A 16,201-nucleotide genomic window follows, 5' to 3' on the forward strand; every position below is an offset into this window, starting at 1 on the left:
CGCCTGGCTCCACACCTACAATCACCACCGCGGACACACCGCACTCGCAGGCCAACCACCCGCCAGCCGCGTTCCCAACCTCACAGGACAGAACAGCTAGGGCTGCTTGCGGGTGGTGGCGAGCTGTTCGAAGAAGCGCAGGTGGTCGAGGTTGTCGACGGAGCCGGGGTTGACGGCCCGGGTGAGGGGGGTGCCGCCGAGCAGGCGTTTGACGGGGACTTCGAGGCGCTTGCCGGTGAGGGTGTGCGGGAGGCCCCGGACGGTGATCACCTCGTCGGGGACGTGGCGCGGGGAGAGTTGGGTGCGCAGTGAGGTGCGGATGCGGGTGGTGAGGTCCTCGTCGAGGACGGCGCCGGGGGTGAGGACGACGAACAGCGGCATCCAGTAGCCGCCGTCGGGTTCTTCGAGGCCGATGACCAGGGATTCGGCGATCTCGGGGAGTCGTTCGACGACCTCGTAGATGTCGGCGGAGCCCATCCGGACTCCCTGGCGGTTGAGGGTGGAGTCGGAGCGGCCGTGGATGACGACGGTGCCGCGGGAGGTGGCGGTGATCCAGTCGCCGTGGCGCCAGGTGCCGGGGTAGGTGTCGAAGTAGCTGTCGTGGTAGCGGCGGCCGTCGGGGTCGTTCCAGAAGCCGGTGGGCATGGACGGGAGCGGCTTGGTGACGACGAGTTCGCCGACGGTGTCGGTGTGCGGGTGGCCGTCCTGGTCCCAGGACTCGACGGCGGCGCCGAGGCAGGGGGCCTGGATCTCGCCGAGGTGGACGGGGAGGGTGGGGACGCCGCCGACGAAGCAGGAGCAGACGTCGGTGCCGCCGCTGACGGAGGCGAGCCAGAGGTCGGACTTGACCTCGTCGTAGATCCACTGGAAGCCGTCGGGCGGGAGCGGGGAGCCGGTGGTGCCGAGGCAGCGGACGGCGGAGAGGTCGAGGTCGCGGCCGGGGTGCAGGTCGGCCTTGCGGCTGGCGATGACGTAGGCGGCGGAGGTGCCGAGGACGGTGGCGCGGGTGCGGGCGGCGACCGACCAGAGGGCGCCGGTGTCGGGGTGCCCGGGGCTGCCGTCGTAGGTGACGATCGTGGTTCCGGTGAGCAGGCCGGCGAGGAGGAAGTTCCACATCATCCAGCCGGTGGAGGTGTACCAGAGGAAGCGGTCGTCGGGGCCGAGGTCGAGGTGGAGGGCGGCCTGCTTGAGGTGTTCGACCAGGATGCCGCCCTGGCTCTGCACGATGGCCTTGGGGAGGCCGGTGGTGCCGGAGGAGTAGAGCACCCAGAGCGGGTGGTCGAAGGGGACGGGTTCGAAGACGGGTTCGGTGTCCGCGGCGACCAGGTCGTCGTAGTGGAGGGTGCCTTCGGGGGCGGGGGTGTCCAGGAGCGGGACGTGGATGACGGTGTTCAGGGTGGGGAGTTCGCGGCGGAGTTCGGCGACGACCCGGGTGCGGTCGTGGTCCTTGCCGCCGTAGTGGTAGCCGTCGACGGCGAACAGGACGGTGGGCTCGATCTGCTGGAGGCGGTCGAGGACGCTGCGGGCGCCGAAGTCGGGGGCGCAGCTGGTCCAGGTGGCGCCGACGGCGGCGGTGGCGAGGAGGGCGACGGCGGCCTGCGGGACGTTGGGCAGGTAGGCGCTGACCCGGTCGCCGGGGCGGACGCCGTTCGCGCGCAGGGCGGCGGCCAGCGAGCCGACCTGGCGGCGGAGTTCGGACCAGGTGGTGGCGACGGGTTCGGCGGTGCGCTCGTCCAGGTGGAGGATCGCGGGGCGGTCGGCGTTGGCCGGGTCCTCGGCGGCGCGCAGGGCGTGTTCGGCGTAGTTGAGGGTGGCGCCGGGGAACCACTTCGCGCCGGGCATGGTGGCGGGTTCGGCGAGGACGGCGGTGGGCGGGGTGTGGAAGCGGACGTCGAAGTACTCGGTGACGGCCGTCCAGAAGCGGGTGAGGTCCTCGGTGGACCAGCGGTGGAGGTCGGCGTAGCGGCTGGCGGCCTCGGCGTCGGTGGTGACCGGTGCGAGGGGGGCGGCGGGGGCGCCGTGGTGGTCGGCGGCCCAGCGCTGGAAGGCGACCAGGCGGCTGGCGGCGGCGCGGGCGGGGTCGGGGCGCCAGAGCGGCTCGGGGTGGTGCTGGTCCTGGGGGGTCGGAGGGGTGCTCACGTGGTGGTCTCCAGGCCGGGGCGGGGACGGCGGGGCTGGTGGCGGCCGTCCGTGCGGTGCTGACGCTGCCGACCCTGCCACGTGATCGTCCGGCGGTCCAGGGTCGCGCGGTCGGGGTGCTGGTGGGGGCGGGCGGGAGGTGGTAGACCGGCGGGATGACGGTGGCGTACGACGTGGTGATCGTGGGCGGCGGGCACAACGGGCTGGTGGCGGCCGGGTACCTGGGGCGGGCCGGGTTGCGGGTGCTGGTGCTGGAGCGGCTGGGGCACGTCGGCGGGGCGGCGGTGTCGGAGCGGGCGTTCGCGGGGGTGGACGCGCGGCTGTCGCGGTACTCGTACCTGGTGAGCCTGCTGCCGCGGCGGATCCTGGCCGAGCTGGGGGTGCGGGTGGAGTTGCGGCGGCGGCGGATCTCCTCGTACACGCCGTGGGAGCGGGACGGGCGGGTCGGGGGGTTGCTGGTGGACGGCGGGGACGAGCGGCGGACGGCCGAGTCGTTCCGTGAACTGACCGGTGAGGAGCGGGAGTTCGCTGCGTGGCGGGAGTTCTACGGGATGACCGGGCGGGTGGCGGAGCGGGTGTTCCCGTCGCTGACGGAGCCGCTGCCGTCGCGGGCGGAGCTGCGGGCGCGGGTGGACGATCCGGTGGCGTGGGCGGAGTTGTTCGAGCGGCCGTTGGGCGAGGCGCTGGAGCGGCGGTTCGCGGACGACGTGGTGCGGGGGGTGGTGCTGACGGACGCGCTGATCGGGACGTTCACGCACGCGCACGATCCCTCGCTGCGGCAGAACCGGTGCTTCCTGTACCACGTGGTGGGGGGCGGGACGGGTGACTGGGACGTGCCGGTGGGCGGGATGGGGGCGGTGACCGGGGCGCTCGCGGGGGCGGCGCTGGCGGGCGGGGCGGAGTTGCGGACCGGGTGCGAGGTGGTGGCGGTGGACCCGGGGGGCGCGGCGGGGCCGGCCGAGGTCGGGTACCTGGACGCGGACGGGGTGGAGCGGCGGGTGGGGGCGCGCTGGGTGCTGTGCAACGCGGCGCCGGCGGAGCTGGCGCGGCTGGTGGGCGAGCGGGCCGGGGAGCCGGCGCCGGAGGGGGCGCAGCTGAAGGTGAACATGCTGCTGAGCCGGCTGCCCCGGCTGCGGGACGGGGCGGTGGACGTGCGTGACGCGTTCGGGGGGACGTTCCACGTCGCGGAGTCCTACCGGGAGCTGGAGGGGGCGTACCGGGAGGCGGCGGCGGGGCGGCTGCCCTCCCCCGCGCCGTCGGAGATCTACTGCCACTCGCTGGCGGACCGGTCGATCCTGGGGCCGGGGGTGCCGGCGGGGGCGCAGACCCTGACGCTGTTCGGGCTGCAGGTGCCGGCGCGGTTGTTCGCCGCGGACCCGGAGGGGGTGCGGCGGGCGGCGCTGGCGGGGGTGCTGGCGGCGTTGGACGGGGTGCTGGCGGAGCCGTTGGCGGACTGCCTGGCGGTGGACGGGGAGGGGCGGCCGTGCCTGGAGGTGCGCGGGCCGCTGGACCTGGCGGCGGACCTGCGGCTGCCGGGCGGGAACATCTTCCACCGGGACCTGGCGTTCCCGTTCCGCACGGAGGACGGGGACGGGGACGGCGGTTCCGGGGGTTCCGGGGGTTCCGGCGGGGACGTGGGCCGGTGGGGGGTGGGGACCGGGCATCCGCGGGTGCTGGTGTGCGGGGCCGGGGCGGTGCGGGGCGGCGGGGTGAGCGGGATTCCGGGGCACAACGCGGCGATGGCGGTGCTGGGGCGCTGACCGGAGCCGGAGCCGGAGCTGGGGCGGTGGCGGGGCCGGCCGGGTTCAGCGGGGGGCGTACTCGCCGTCGAACCAGGAGCGGGCCACCCGGGTGTGGAACGGGAAGGCCAGCGGGGTCTCGACGGTGGCGAGCTCCCAGCCCTCGGTCTCGTCGGTGGGGACGGAGGGCGGCAGGTCGGCCAGGTCGCGGGCCGGGAAGAGGGCGAACAGGCAGAGGAAGCCGCCCCGGGCGTCGGAGTCGGTGGCGACCAGCAGGGCCTCGGCCGGGTCGGCCAGGATGCCGGTCTCCTCGCGCAGTTCGCGGGCGGCGGCCTGCTGCCAGCTCTCGCCGTAGTCGACGTAGCCGCCGGGCAGGGCGAGCAGGCCGTAGCCGGGTTCGATGGTGCGGCGGATGACGGTCAGCCGGGTCTCGCCGTCGGGGAGGTGCACCGGGAGCAGGGCGACCGTGACCGGGAGCGGGTTGCGGTAGCTGATCTCGCCGCAGCCGGGGCAGGTGCGCGGCCAGGCGGTGGTGCCGGCCGGGTAGGGCGTCCCGCACCAGTGGCAGTGGGTGTTGGGGCCGAAGACGGCGGGGCGGGCGGACGGCTGGGTCGTCATGGGGGCGATGGTAGTCCGGCCGGGTGCCGGGCGGGGCGGAGTCGGCGCGGGTCGGTGGCGGGTCGGTGGCGGGCCGGTGGGGGGCCGGTGGGGGGGCGGCTCGGGGCGGTGCGCGCAGGGCGCGGGGCGGGGGCGTGCGGGGGTGCGGTCGGCGCGGGGCGGGCGGGGGTGCGGTCCGGCCGGGCGGGTGAATCCGGTGGGCGCGGTTGGATTCGGAGTGTGTGCGCACGATAGCGATGGGGTGTTCCGTGATGGGCACGGGAGTTGACCGTTCATGAAGGATGATTGTGCGAGCGATTCTGATTTCCCTGCTGGCGGCGGGCTCGGTGTTCGGACTGGCGGCGCCGGCCCCGGCGGCGGTGCGCGCGGCGAGCGGTGACGTGGTGGTGTTCTCGACCGAGGCGCAGCCGCTGGACGTCTACCACGACCCGGCCGGCTGCCAGCAGCTCCCCACGTTGGCGCACGTGTTGACGAACCGGACCGACCGTCCGGTGAAGGTGTACGGCAACCCGTTCTGTCTGGGCCCGTCGGTGGCGGTGCAGCCGGGCTACGGCACGCACGTGCCGGGTGGGGCGGGGAGCTTCTCCGTCTGAGCGGACCGCGCGGGCGGTGCAGACGGTCCGGGCGGTCCGGGCCGTTCGAGCGGGGGCGGAAATGCGGTCGGATGATCGCACGGGCGGTCGGGGAAATAGCCGATCGCCCGCTTTTTCTCTGATCACAGAAATGCGTCCGAACGGTCGCACTATGTCATGATGGCGACCGCCGACTCCTGGCCCGTCGCGGCGAATTGGCGCACCGTCAGCGCGCGCACCGCCAGCGCGGTCGGCCCGTTGTCTCCGGCCCCCCGCGGCAGTTCGCGTCCCGGGTTGCGGCCGCCGTCGAGAGGACTGCGTTTCCCGTGGAGCACGTCGCACTTCCCGCTGCCCCCGAGGCGGCCCCGATCCCCTGGCGGGCGTACGCCCGGCTGGCCAAGCTCGACATCTGGGACTACTACCTGAGCGTCCCGCTGGTGGCCGCGATGGTGCTGGCCGCCGGGTCCGGGGCGGGGGCCGGGACGACCGTGCCGGTGCTGGTGCTGTTCCTGGCGGGCGAGGTCGCGATGAGCGCGGCCATGTGCACCTTCGACGACGTCACCGGGTACCGGGACGGCAGCGACGCGGTGAACTACGGGCCGGACGCGCCCGCCCGGCGGCTGGCCCGCAAGCCGCTGGTGGCGGGCACCTTGACGGAGCGTCAGGCGATCCGCTTCGGGTGGGCGGCGGTCGCGGTCTGCGTGCTGTGCTGGGCGGCGGCCGTCGCGGCGGCGCCCGCCCGGCCCTGGTGGGCGGTGGCCGGGACGGCGGCGCTGGCGGTGTTCGGCTTCCAGTACACCTGGTGGCTGCGGATCAGCTACAACGGCTTCCAGGAGTTCTTCCTGGCCGCGCTGGGCTGGTTCTTCGTGCTGCCGCTGTACGGGCTGCTGACCGGGCGGTCCGACGGCTTCGCGGTGGTGCAGGCGCTGGTGTTCGGGCTGGGGCCGCTGCTGTTCGGCGTGTACTCCAACACCAACGACATCCCCGGCGACCGGGCGGTGGGGCGCCGGACCGCCGCCGTGCTGCTCCCGCCGCGCGGCAACGCGGCGTTCGTGGCCGGGTGTTCGGCGCTGGAGGCGGTGCTGCTGGTGGGCTCGGCGGTGACCGGGTTCGCGCCGTGGTGGTTCCCGCTGGTGATGGCGCCGGTGATCGCGCTGCGGGTCCGGCAGTGGGTGCTCGGGTTCGTCCGGGGCGAGATCCTGCTCGCCCGCCGGCTGGGCATCCGCCTGCACCGGGTGTGCTGCGCGCTGCTGGTCGGCACCGACCTGGCCCTCGCGGTGTTCGGCGGTGGGCTGTGAGCGGCGGAACGGCGAGTGGCGCGGCGGGACGCGGCGGGACCGGGCGCGGCGGGACGGGGACGCTGTTCGGGCGGCTGCCGCTGGACCTGGGGCCGCTGTTCGACACGCTGGCCGACCAACGGCCCTCGGTGGACGTCCGGTTGGGCCGTCCGCTGGACCTGGCGCCGGAGCGGGGCACCGTGTACGACACCGCCCAGGTGGCCGAGCTGGTGCGGGAGACCGCGGCCTGGCTGGTGGCGGCCGGGGCCGGGCCCGGGTCGTCGGTGGCGGTCGTCAAGCGCAACCACTGGGACTACGTGCTGCTGGCCTGCGCGGCGGCCCGGATCGGGGCGGTGCCCGCGCTGCTGTCGGACCGGGTGCCGCCGGACGCCCTGGGCGCGCTGCTGCGGCGGCTGCGGCCGGACGTGCTGGTCACCCAGCGGGACGTGCTGGGCGGGGCGCGGGCGGCCGGGGTGGAGCTGACCGGCCTGGCCGGGCGGACGGTCTGCCTGGACGGGCCGTCGCCGGGCGCGCTGGCGGTGGACGAGCTGCGCGGCGGGCCGGTGCCGGGGGTGCGCACCCGCGGGGAGGACGAGCCGCTGGCGGTGATCCACACCTCGGGCACCACCGGCGTCCCCAAGCTGGTGGTGCACTCGACCCGGACGCTGATCCGGCGGCTGTCGGCGTTCGAGGCGCGGCCCTGGCCGGTGCTGTCGGTGCGCCGCACGGACACCGTGGCCAGCGCCGTCTCGTTCGCCCACGGGCGGGCGCTGACCTGGACGGTCAGCGCGTTCTGGCGGGCGCCGAGGACCGTCGCGCTGCTGCCGGACGCGGACCCGTCGGCCGCCGCCGCGCTGCTGCGCAGCCACCCGCCGACCGTCCTGGAGGCGCTGCCGTCGAGCTACGTGCGCTGGCAGCCGCTGACGGCCGGGGCGGGCAACCCGTTCCGGGACGTGCGGCTGTTCATCTCGACCTTCGACGCGATGCACCCGCCGACGGTGCGGGCGTTCCTGGACGCCACCCGGCGGCGGCGGCCGGTGTGGATGCAGGGGTGGGGGCAGAGCGAGACCGGGCCGCTGAGCTTCCGGTTCCTGACCCGGGGGGCGCTGGCCGGACCCGCCGGGCGGCACCCGACCACCCGCGACCTGGGGCGGCCGGTGCCCGGGTGGGTGGGGGTGAAGGTCGTCGACCCCGCGCGGCCCGGGCGGGCGGTGCGGCCCGGCGAGACCGGGATGCTGTACGCCCGCACCGGGGCGCTCTGCCTGGGCTACCTGGGCGAGCCGGAGCGCTGGGGGCGCAAGCTCGACGGCCGCTGGTTCAACACCGGGGACCTCGGCACCCGGACCCGCGACGGCCGGGTCTTCGTGCTGGACCGGGAGGTCGACATGGTGCCCGGGCTGAGCTGCGTCGAGATCGAGGACGTGCTGCACGAGCGGCTGCCGGACGTCGAGGAGGCCGTCCTGCTGTCGGTGGCCGACGGCCGCCCGCAGCCGGTGCTGGTCACCGCGGACGGCGGGCTCGACCCGGCGCGCTGGCGGGACGCCGTGCGCGACCTGCCGCCGCTGGCCGAACCGCTGGTGGTCGGCTGGGACGCGGTGCCGCGGACGGCCACCGGGAAGGTGCGGCGGCACGAGCTGCGGGCCCGGGTGCTGGCCGGCAGCGCCGGGATCGGGACCGGGCAGTGGACGTGAACCGTACTGGCGAGAGCGGGAGTTGAGACGGTGAGGGAGCGGATCGCAGTGGACGGGGACGACGGCGGGGCCGAGGTGGAGGTCGACGTCGCGGTGGTCGGGGCGGGGATCGCCGGGCTGGCCGCGGCGCACCACCTGGTGGCGGCCGGACGGTCGGTGCGGGTCTTCGAGGGGGCGGACCGGGTGGGCGGGCGGATGGCCTCCGACCGGGTGGACGGGTGGCTGCTGGACGAGGGCGCGGAGACCATCGCGGGGGCCGGGTACGAGGCGACCTGGGAGCTGATCCGGGCGGTCGGCCTGCCGGAGTCCGAGGTGCCCGTGATCGGGCCCGGGTTCGCGCTGTGGCGGCACGGCCGGGCGCACGCCCACCTCGGGCACCCGAAGGGGCTGCTGACCGGCGCCGGGCTGTCCTGGCGGGGACGCTGGGCGTGGCTGCGCTTCACCGCCGAACTCGCCACCGCCTGGCGCGGGTTCGACCCCGACCGGCCGGAGACCGCGCCCAGCGGGGACGCGACGCTCAGCGAGTTCTGCGCCGGTTCGCCCGGACGGGAGGAACTGCTGGCGGCGATGCTGCAACCGCTCTCCGGCCACTGCTTCGGCTGGCGGCCGGAGAGCTCGGCCGTCGCCCCGATGGTGGCCACCCTGCTCTCGGTGGGCGGCGCCGGGGCCCGCTGGATGACCTACCGGGACGGGATGGACACGCTGGCCCGCCGCCTGGCCGAGCGGCTGCCGGTGGAGCTGGGGCGCCGGGTGGTCGCCGTCCGGGAGCGGGCGGCGGGCGAGCCCGGCGGCGTGCTGCTGGAGTTCGCGGACGGGGCCCGGGTCCGCGCCCGGCAGGCGGTGCTGGCGGTGCCCGCGCCGCTGGCCCTGGAACTGCGCGGGGCGGACCTCCCGGACCGGGAGCGGGCGTACCTGGCGGCGAGCACGTACACGCCGATGCTCAAGGTGGCCTGTCTGTTGGACCGGCCGCTGCCGAGCCCGACCGGGGCGCCGAGCTATGCGCTGTCGGTGCCGGAGACGGAGAGCCGGGTGTGCACCGGGCTGATCCTCGACCACCTGAAGGCGGACGGGCGGGCGCCCGCGGGCAAGGGGCTGGTCAGCGTGTTCGCCTCGCCGTGGCTCTCCCCCGCGCTGCTGGACGAGCCGGACGAGCGGGTGGTGGAGACGCTCTGCGCGGAGGCCGAGCGCTTCCTGCCCGGCCTGCGGGCGGCCACCGTCCGGACGCTGGTGCACCGCTTCCCGCTCGGGCTGCCGCAGGGCGCGCCGGCGGCGGTCCGGGAGCGGGCCGCGTTCCTGGACCGGCCGACCCGGGCGGTCGAGTACGCCGGGGACTGGGTGATGCTGCGGCCGAGCAGTGAGGGCGCGGTGCGGTCGGGGCGGCTGGCGGCGCAGCGGGTGCTGGCGCACGCGGGCTCCGGTGCGGGTGGCACGGCGGGCGCGGGTTCCGGTGCGGGCGCGGGTGTCGCCGCGGTGGGGCGGGTGTGATGGGCGGGGCGGTGGCGGAGGCCGGGTCGGTGGCGGAGGCCGGGGCCGGGCTCGGGGATGCGGTCGGGGGGTCGTACCTGTTCGACAACGGGAGCGTGCACGCGGCCGGGCAGCACCGGTGCCTGGCGGCGTGGCTCGATCCGATCAGTGTCGGCGCGCTGCGGGCGGGCGGGGTCGGGCCGGGGATGCGCTGCCTGGACGTGGGCACGGGGGCGGGGAGCGTCGCGGTCTGGCTGGCCGGGCAGGTGGCGCCCGGGGGCTCGGTGCTGGCGACGGACCTGGTGCCGCTGCCGGTGCCCGCCCGGCCCGGGCTGACGGTGCGGCGGCACGACGTGGTGCGGGACCCGCTGCCGGAGGGCGCGTTCGACCTGGTGCACGTCCGGCTGGTGCTCTCCCACCTGCCGGAGCGGGAGGCGGTGCTGGCGAAGCTGTTCGCCGCGCTGCGGCCCGGCGGGGTGCTGCACCTGCTGGAGTTCGACGCCGAGTACGCGCCGGTGCTCACCGTCCCCGACGAGCGGGACCGGGAGCTGTACGAGCGGTACCAGCAGGCGAAGTTGCGGGCCTTCCGGGCGCGCGGTTCGCACCAGGGCTGGGGCCGGGAGTGCGCCGGCGCGCTGGTGCGGGCCGGGTTCACCGGGGTGGAGGCGGAGGCCCGGATCGGCATGCTCGCGCCCGGGACACCGCAGTTGGAGATGCAGCTGCACAACACCTGGCACCTGCGCGGGGCGCTGCTGCGGGAGGGGCTGGCCGAGGACGAACTCGCCCGGCTGCGCGGGATGTTCGGCGACCCGCGGTTCCTGGCCTGCTCGAACGTGGTGTACGCGGTGCACGGACGGCGGCCGTGAGCGGACCGGTGCTCGGCACCCGGCCGCGGCTGGCCCGGGAGGTGGCGGCGGGGCTGCTGCGCGCCTCCGGGGTGCGGGTCGCGGAGGGCGACCTGCCGGACGGCGAACTGCTGGAGGTCGGCGGCGAGGTGGCCTGCCGGATCTCCTGGGCGGGCCCGCTGGGGCTGGCGGTCGGCAGCGAGGCGGACGTCCAGGCGGCCTGCGGGGTGATGCACGTGCACGGCCGGCGGTACGGGGCGCCCACGCCGCTGCGGGTGGACTTCGCGTCGGTGGCCGCCGGGGTGCTGGCCGCGACCGGCGCGCTGGCGGCACTGCGCGCGCGGCGGGCGGGCGCGGCGTACCGCGAGGTGGGCGTCTCGGTGGCGCAGGCCGCGCTGCTCGGGCTGGCGCAGTACCTGGCGGCGGCCACCGCCCCGGACCGGGAGGGCGCGGAGCCGGCCGGGACGGGCGGGCCGCCGTTCCGCGCGGCGGACGGGGCGTGGTTCGAGCTGGAGGCGCTGGCGGCGGACGGCTGGCTGCGGTTCTGGACCGGACTGGGCGTCGAGCGGCGGGTGGTGGGCCGTGCCTGGCTGCCGTTCCAGGCCCGCTACGGGACGGCGGCCTGCCCGCTGCCGGAGGAGCTGTTCGCGGCGGCGCGGGCGGTCGGCCACCGGCGGCTGGCGCGGATCGCCGCCGAGTGCGGGGTGGAGCTGACGGTGGCGGCGGACCGGCCGGCCGTCCTGGGCGGGATGCCGTGGCGGCTGCGGGCGGGCGGGGCGGCGGGGGCCGCCTCGCCGCCGTCCGTGCTGCCGACCCGTGGGCCGCTGGACGGCGTGACGGTGGTGGAGATCGCCCGGCGGGTCCAGGGGCCGCTGGCCGGACGGGTGCTGGCGCTGCTCGGGGCCACCGTGGTGCGGGTCGAACCGCCGGGCGGGGACCCGCTGCGCGGGGTGCCGCCGATGACGGCCGGCGGCGGGGCGGCGGACGGCGGCGGGGCGGTGGTGGACGGCGGGGCGGCGGTGTCGGCGCGGTTCGCGGCGCTCAACCGTGGCAAGGGGGTGCTGGAGGCGGACCTGCGCAGTGCGGAAGGGCGCGCGGCGGTACGGGAGTTGGTGCGGGGCGCGGACGTGCTGCTGCACAGCCTGGCGCCCGCGAAGGTCGCCGGGCTGGGGCTGGACGCCGGGACGGTCGCCGCGCTGCGCCCCGGGCTGGTGTACGCCCAGGCCAGCGGCGGCGGACCCGGGCTGAGCACCGACTACCCCGTCCAGGCGCACTCCGGCCTGGCCGCACTGCTGGCGCCGGACGGGCTGCCGCCGCGCCCCACCCTGCTGACCGTCTGCGACGTGCTGGGCGGCCTGGTCTGCGCGGCGGGGGCGGTGGCGGCGCTGGAGGCCCGCGAACGGACCGGCCGGGCGCAGCACGTCGAGTCCTCGCTGCTGTCGGCGGCCCGGCTGCTGTGCGGCGCGGCGGGCGACCCGGGCGCGCCGGACGGCGGGGTGGAGGTGTGCACGGACCTGGGCGTCCTGGCGCGCGACCCGCGGGTGGCGCCGGCGTTCGAGTTCGGCCCGGACGGGTGCGCGTTCGTCCGCGCGCCCTGGGAGTTCGGGACGTGAGGCAGTGACGGGGGTGGGCCGGGGGGTTCGGTTGTTGGTCGGCGGATCGGTGAACGGGAGTGGTGGCTGTGACGTGGGTTTCGGTGGCTGGCGTGGAGTTCCCCGACCGGGTGGACCGGGAGCTGCGGGAGCGCTGGGTGGAGCGGGGCTGGTGTCCGGGGCGGGGGCTGTACGAGCTGTTCGCGGAGCGGGTGGCGGCGGACGGGGCGCGGGTGGCGGTGGTGGACCGGGGCGGTGAGCTGTCGTACGCGGAACTCGGTCGCCGGGTGCGGGGGTTGGCGGCGGGGCTGGCCGCGCGGGGGGTGCGGCCGGGGTCGGTGGTGGGGGTGAAGGTGCCCGCGGACCGGCGGGCCCTGGTGGTGGATCTGGCGGTGGCGGCGCTGGGCGCGGTGGTGCTGCCGTGCACGCCCGGGCACGGGCGGCGGGACCTGCTGGCGGTGTGGGGGACGGCGCGGGTGGACGCGGTGGTGACGGCGCCGGAGTGGAAGGCGCTGGTGGACGGGCTGCGGCCGGAACTCCCGGACCTGCACGAGGTGGTGGTGCTGGACGAGGACCCGTGGCCGGAGCGGGACGGCTGGCGGCCGGCGGCGGTGGACCCGGAGGCACCGGCCCGGATTCTGCTCTCCTCGGGTTCGGAGGCCGCGCCGAAGCTGGTCGCGTACTCGCACAACGCCCTGGCCGGCGGGCGCGGGCGGTACGTGGAGCGGGTGCTGGAGACGGCGGACGGCGCGCCGCCGCGGGTGCTGCTGCTGGTGAGCCCGGCGACGGCCTACGGCTCGCTGGCGGTGGTGGCGCTGGTGCGGTGCGGGGCGACGGTGCTGCTGCCGCCGGGCGGGGAGCGGTTCGATCCGGCGGGGGCGCTGGCGGCGGTGGGGCGGTGGCGGCCGACCCACCTGGCGGCGGTGCCGACCATGCTGCGCAGGATGGCGGAGCTGCCTCCCGCGCCGGGTGAGGACCTGTCCTCGTTGCAGGCGGTGGTGTCGAGCGCGGCGGCGCTCTCCCCGGCGGTGCTGGGTGCGGCGCTGCGGCGGTTCGGCTGCCCGGTGGTGAACGTGTACGGCGCCAGCGACGGCCTGAACTGCCATGCCCGCTGGGACGATCCGGACGGCGACGTGCTGCGGGTGGGGCGGCCGGACCCGGGGGTCGCGGAGTTCCGGGTGTGCGGGCCGGACGGGCGGCCGGTGCCGGCCGGGGTGCCGGGCGAGTTGCAGGCGCGCGGGCCGATGTCGCCGCTGTGCCACGTCGGGGAGCCGGAGTTGGACGCCCGGCTGCGGGTGGACGGCGGCTGGGTGCGCTCCGGCGACCGGGGGGTGCTGGAGGCGGACGGCTCGCTGCGGGTGCTGGCCCGGATCAGGCAGACGGTGAACCGGGGCGGGGTGTCGATCTCCACCGCCGAGGTCGAACAGCTGCTGGAGGGGCACCCGGAGGTCGCGGAGGCGGTGTGCGTGCCGGTGCCGGACCCGGACCTCGGGGAGCGGATGTGCGTCTGCGCGGTGCCGCGCGGCGCGGGGCTGGAGCTCGCCGAACTGACGCTTTTCCTGGCCGAGTTGTGCGGCCTGGAGCGGTACAAGCTGCCGGAACGGCTGGTGCTGCTGGAGCGGCTGCCGGTGGGCGCGTCCGGGAAGCCGGACCGGCGGGTGATCGCGGAGCTGGCCGCGGCGGCCGTACGCGACGGCGGGGCCGAGGCGGACGGTGCCGCAGCGGGCGGGGCCGTGGGGGTGACGGCGGGCTGAGGAACGCGTCGGTCGGTGGGTGCCGCTGCGCGGTCGGGGCGGCACCCACCGGGGTGCGGGGGACGGCGCCGGTCAGGCCGGGAAGGTGAGGACGGCGGTGGTGATCCGTTCGACCTGGGCGTCCGTGAGGTGCGGGTAGACCGGGAGGGACAGGCACTGCCGGGCGGCGCGTTCGGCGTTCGGCCAGTGGCCGTCGGCGGGGGCGGCGTGGGCGAAGGCGGGCTGGTGGGGCAGCGGCTGCGGGTAGTAGACGTGGCTGTCGACGCCGTGCGCGGCCAGGTGGCGCCGAAGGTCGTCGCGGCGTTCGGCGAGCAGCGTGTAGACGTAGTAGCAGCGGCCGTCGGTGCCGGACGGGGGCGGGAGGACGCCGCGGGCGGCGAGCGGGGTGAAGTGCGCGGTGTAGTGGGCGGCGATCTCGGCGCGGCGGGCCAGCCGGGCGGCCAGGCCGGGGTGTCGGCGCAGTTGGAAGGCGGCGAGGACCTCGTCGAAGCGGCTGTTCAGGCCGATCAGGTGGTGCCGGAAGCGGTGCACGCCGTCCTGGCCGTGGTTGCGCAGCATCCGTACGGTGCGGGCGAGTTCGCGGTCCCCGGTGACCACGACGCCGCCTTCGCCGGGACCGCCGAAGGACTTCACCTGGACGAAGGAGAAGACGCCCGCGTCGCCCCAGGTGCCGGCCGGGCGGCCGTCCAGGACGGCGCCCTGGGCGACCGCGGAGTCCTCGATCAGGCGCAGGCCGTGGCGGGTGGCCAGGGCGCGCAGGCGCGGCATGTCGGCCATCACGGAGAACATGTGGGCGGGCATCAGCGCCCTGGTGCGGGGGGTGATCAGCGCCTCGGCCGCGTCCGGGTCCATGACCAGGGTGTGCGGGTCGATGTCGGCGAACACCGGGGTGGCGCCGACGCCGAGGACGGTGTTGGCGAGCGGGGCGCAGCCGAAGGCGGGGACGACCACCTCGTCGCCGGGGCCGATGCCCAGGGCGCGCAGGATCAGGGTGAGTGCGGTGGTGCCGCTGCCGCAGGCGATGACGTCCTCGGTGCCGAGGTCGGTGCGGAGCAGGTCCTCGAAGCGGGCGGTGCGCTCGCCGAGGATGAAGCGCTGGGCCGGGTCGGTGGCGACCTCGTGGACGGTGTCGAGCAGCAGGCGGCGGTCGTCCTCGAACAGGTCGGGCGGGAAGAACGGGATGGTGGCGGTGGCGGCCTCGGTGGTACCGGCCCGGGCGGTGCCGGTGGTGCTCGTGGTGCTAGTAGTGCTCGTGGTGCCGGTGGCGGCGGTGCTGGTGGTCATCGGCGGGTCAGCGCTGCTTTCCGTGCTGGAAGTCGCGGACCAGGTCGCTGACCAGGTCCAGTTCGTGGTCGGCGAGGTCGGGGTAGAGCGGCAGCGCGAGGGCGCGGTCGCAGGCGGCTTCGGCGTGCGGGAACTCGCCCGGGCGGTGGCCGAGTTCGGCGAAGCAGGGCTGGAGGTGCAGCGGCGTCGGGTAGTACGTCTCGGTCTGGACGCCGTGCCGGGCGAGGTGGGCGGCGAGCGCGTCGCGGTGGTCGGACTCGATCAGGTAGACGTACCAGACCGGGTCGGTGGCGGCGTCCCGGGCCAGGACGGTGGGCAGGGTGAGGCCGGGGGTGCCGGTCAGGCGTTCGGTGTAGCCGGCGGCGAGGGCGGCGCGGCGGGCGATGTCCTGGTCGGCGCGGCCGAGTTTGGCGAGCAGGACGGCGGCCTGGACGTCGTCCATCTTGCTGTTGGTGCCGAGCAGTTCGGTGGGACGGTTGATGGTGCGGAAGTCGTCCAGGGTGCGGCCGGTGCGGCCGTGGTGGCGCATCGCGGAGACGGCTTCGGCGAGGGCGGGGTCGTCGGTGAGGACGGCGCCGGCGTCGCCGATCGCGCCGAGCGTCTTGGTGGGGAAGAAGGAGAGCACGCCGCCGGCGCCGTGCAGTCCGGCGTGCACGCCGTCCCAGCGCATGCCGAACGCCTCGGCGCTGTCCTCGACGACGGTCAGGCCGTGCCGGTCGGCGAGGTCCAGCAGGGCGCGCAGGTCGGCGAGTTGGTGGAACAGGTGGACCGGCATGACCATCCGGGTGCGGTCGGTGCGGACGGCCTCGACGCTCGCCGGGTCGAGGCAGTAGCCGAGCGGGTCGATGTCGGCGAAGACCGGGCGCCCGCCGGCCAGCACCACCGAGCTCGCCGAGGCGACGAAGCTGTAGGCGGGGACGATCACCTCGTCGCCGGGGCGCAGTCCGGCCGCGCGCAGCAGCAGGACCAGGGCGTCGGTGCCGCTGTTGACGCCGACCACGTGCCGGGCGCCGGTCCAGGCGGCGAGGGCGGCCTCGAACTCCTCGACCTTCGGGCCGTGCGAGTACTTGCCGCGGTCCATCAGTTCGTCGAGGTGGCGCCGGGTGGTGGGCCAGAGGGATTCGAAGGTCTCGACCTGGGTGAAGAAGGAGACACCCGGGGAAGTAGTGGCACCCATGAAGCTCTCATCGGATGGTATGGATCGAGCGGATGGAAAGGTCCGTGCC

General features: G+C 76.3%; 12 protein-coding genes. 8 read left to right on the forward strand and 4 right to left on the reverse strand.

Annotated elements, in window-relative coordinates:
- Positions 1–96 precede the first annotated feature (96 nt).
- Positions 97–2,139, reverse strand: a complete 2,043-nt coding sequence (locus tag ACIQVD_RS33140; protein WP_402292605.1) for an acetoacetate--CoA ligase — start codon at positions 2,137–2,139, stop codon at positions 97–99.
- Between the two features lie 155 nt (positions 2,140–2,294).
- Here ACIQVD_RS33140 and ACIQVD_RS33145 point away from each other — a divergent pair, with 155 nt between their 5' ends.
- Positions 2,295–3,899, forward strand: a complete 1,605-nt coding sequence (locus ACIQVD_RS33145) for a phytoene desaturase family protein (protein ID WP_402292606.1) — start codon at positions 2,295–2,297, stop codon at positions 3,897–3,899.
- Between the two features lie 45 nt (positions 3,900–3,944).
- Here ACIQVD_RS33145 and ACIQVD_RS33150 read toward each other — a convergent pair whose 3' ends face one another.
- On the reverse strand, positions 3,945–4,496 hold the full coding sequence (locus tag ACIQVD_RS33150) for an NUDIX domain-containing protein (protein ID WP_111556742.1): 552 nt from the start codon (positions 4,494–4,496) through the stop codon (positions 3,945–3,947).
- Positions 4,497–4,777: 281 nt separating this feature from the next.
- Here ACIQVD_RS33150 and ACIQVD_RS33155 point away from each other — a divergent pair, with 281 nt between their 5' ends.
- The 7 genes from ACIQVD_RS33155 to ACIQVD_RS33185 all read left to right on the forward strand — a co-directional run bounded on the left by ACIQVD_RS33155 (position 4,778) and on the right by ACIQVD_RS33185 (position 13,691).
- Positions 4,778–5,089, forward strand: a complete 312-nt coding sequence (locus ACIQVD_RS33155; RefSeq protein ID WP_402292607.1) for a hypothetical protein — start codon at positions 4,778–4,780, stop codon at positions 5,087–5,089.
- A gap of 305 nt (positions 5,090–5,394) precedes the next feature.
- Positions 5,395–6,366 (forward strand): UbiA family prenyltransferase, encoded by a 972-nt coding sequence (locus ACIQVD_RS33160; RefSeq protein WP_400693651.1) that lies wholly within the window; start codon positions 5,395–5,397, stop codon positions 6,364–6,366.
- Entirely contained in the window at positions 6,363–8,036 is a 1,674-nt protein-coding gene (locus tag ACIQVD_RS33165) for a class I adenylate-forming enzyme family protein (RefSeq protein WP_402292608.1), read from the forward strand. Before ACIQVD_RS33160 ends, ACIQVD_RS33165 begins: the two co-directional genes overlap by 4 nt.
- 48 nt (positions 8,037–8,084) lie before the next feature.
- Complete coding sequence (locus ACIQVD_RS33170) at positions 8,085–9,521, forward strand: protoporphyrinogen/coproporphyrinogen oxidase (RefSeq protein ID WP_402292609.1); 1,437 nt, start codon at positions 8,085–8,087, stop codon at positions 9,519–9,521.
- Positions 9,521–10,366: a class I SAM-dependent methyltransferase gene (locus tag ACIQVD_RS33175; protein ID WP_402292610.1), complete on the forward strand. Its 846-nt coding sequence runs from the start codon at positions 9,521–9,523 to the stop codon at positions 10,364–10,366. The genes ACIQVD_RS33170 and ACIQVD_RS33175 overlap by 1 nt, the downstream gene beginning before the upstream one ends.
- Positions 10,363–11,958, forward strand: coding sequence for a CoA transferase (locus ACIQVD_RS33180; protein ID WP_402292611.1), 1,596 nt, complete (start codon positions 10,363–10,365; stop codon positions 11,956–11,958). Before ACIQVD_RS33175 ends, ACIQVD_RS33180 begins: the two co-directional genes overlap by 4 nt.
- A gap of 92 nt (positions 11,959–12,050) precedes the next feature.
- Entirely contained in the window at positions 12,051–13,691 is a 1,641-nt protein-coding gene (locus ACIQVD_RS33185) for a class I adenylate-forming enzyme family protein (RefSeq protein ID WP_402292612.1), read from the forward strand.
- 72 nt (positions 13,692–13,763) lie between these two features.
- On the opposite strand, the gene ACIQVD_RS33190 is transcribed toward ACIQVD_RS33185, so the two are convergent.
- Together ACIQVD_RS33190 and ACIQVD_RS33195 are read right to left on the reverse strand one after the other, a co-directional pair.
- Complete coding sequence (locus ACIQVD_RS33190) at positions 13,764–14,975, reverse strand: DegT/DnrJ/EryC1/StrS family aminotransferase (protein ID WP_402292613.1); 1,212 nt, start codon at positions 14,973–14,975, stop codon at positions 13,764–13,766.
- Positions 14,976–14,982: 7 nt separating this feature from the next.
- Entirely contained in the window at positions 14,983–16,152 is a 1,170-nt protein-coding gene (locus ACIQVD_RS33195; protein WP_400693668.1) for a DegT/DnrJ/EryC1/StrS family aminotransferase, read from the reverse strand.
- Positions 16,153–16,201: the final 49 nt, after the last annotated feature.

The organism is Kitasatospora sp. NPDC090308, assembly GCF_044769485.1.
GTDB lineage: Bacteria > Actinomycetota > Actinomycetes > Streptomycetales > Streptomycetaceae > Kitasatospora > Kitasatospora fiedleri.

Coding starts and splice junctions, on each gene's coding strand:
- ACIQVD_RS33190 (WP_402292613.1), bottom strand. CDS start 14,975: ATGACCACCAGCACCGCCGCCACCGGCACCACGAGCACTACTAGCACC.
- ACIQVD_RS33145 (WP_402292606.1), top strand. CDS start 2,295: ATGACGGTGGCGTACGACGTGGTGATCGTGGGCGGCGGGCACAACGGG.
- ACIQVD_RS33155 (WP_402292607.1), top strand. CDS start 4,778: ATGATTGTGCGAGCGATTCTGATTTCCCTGCTGGCGGCGGGCTCGGTG.
- ACIQVD_RS33195 (WP_400693668.1), bottom strand. CDS start 16,152: ATGGGTGCCACTACTTCCCCGGGTGTCTCCTTCTTCACCCAGGTCGAG.
- ACIQVD_RS33150 (WP_111556742.1), bottom strand. CDS start 4,496: ATGACGACCCAGCCGTCCGCCCGCCCCGCCGTCTTCGGCCCCAACACC.
- ACIQVD_RS33175 (WP_402292610.1), top strand. CDS start 9,521: ATGGGCGGGGCGGTGGCGGAGGCCGGGTCGGTGGCGGAGGCCGGGGCC.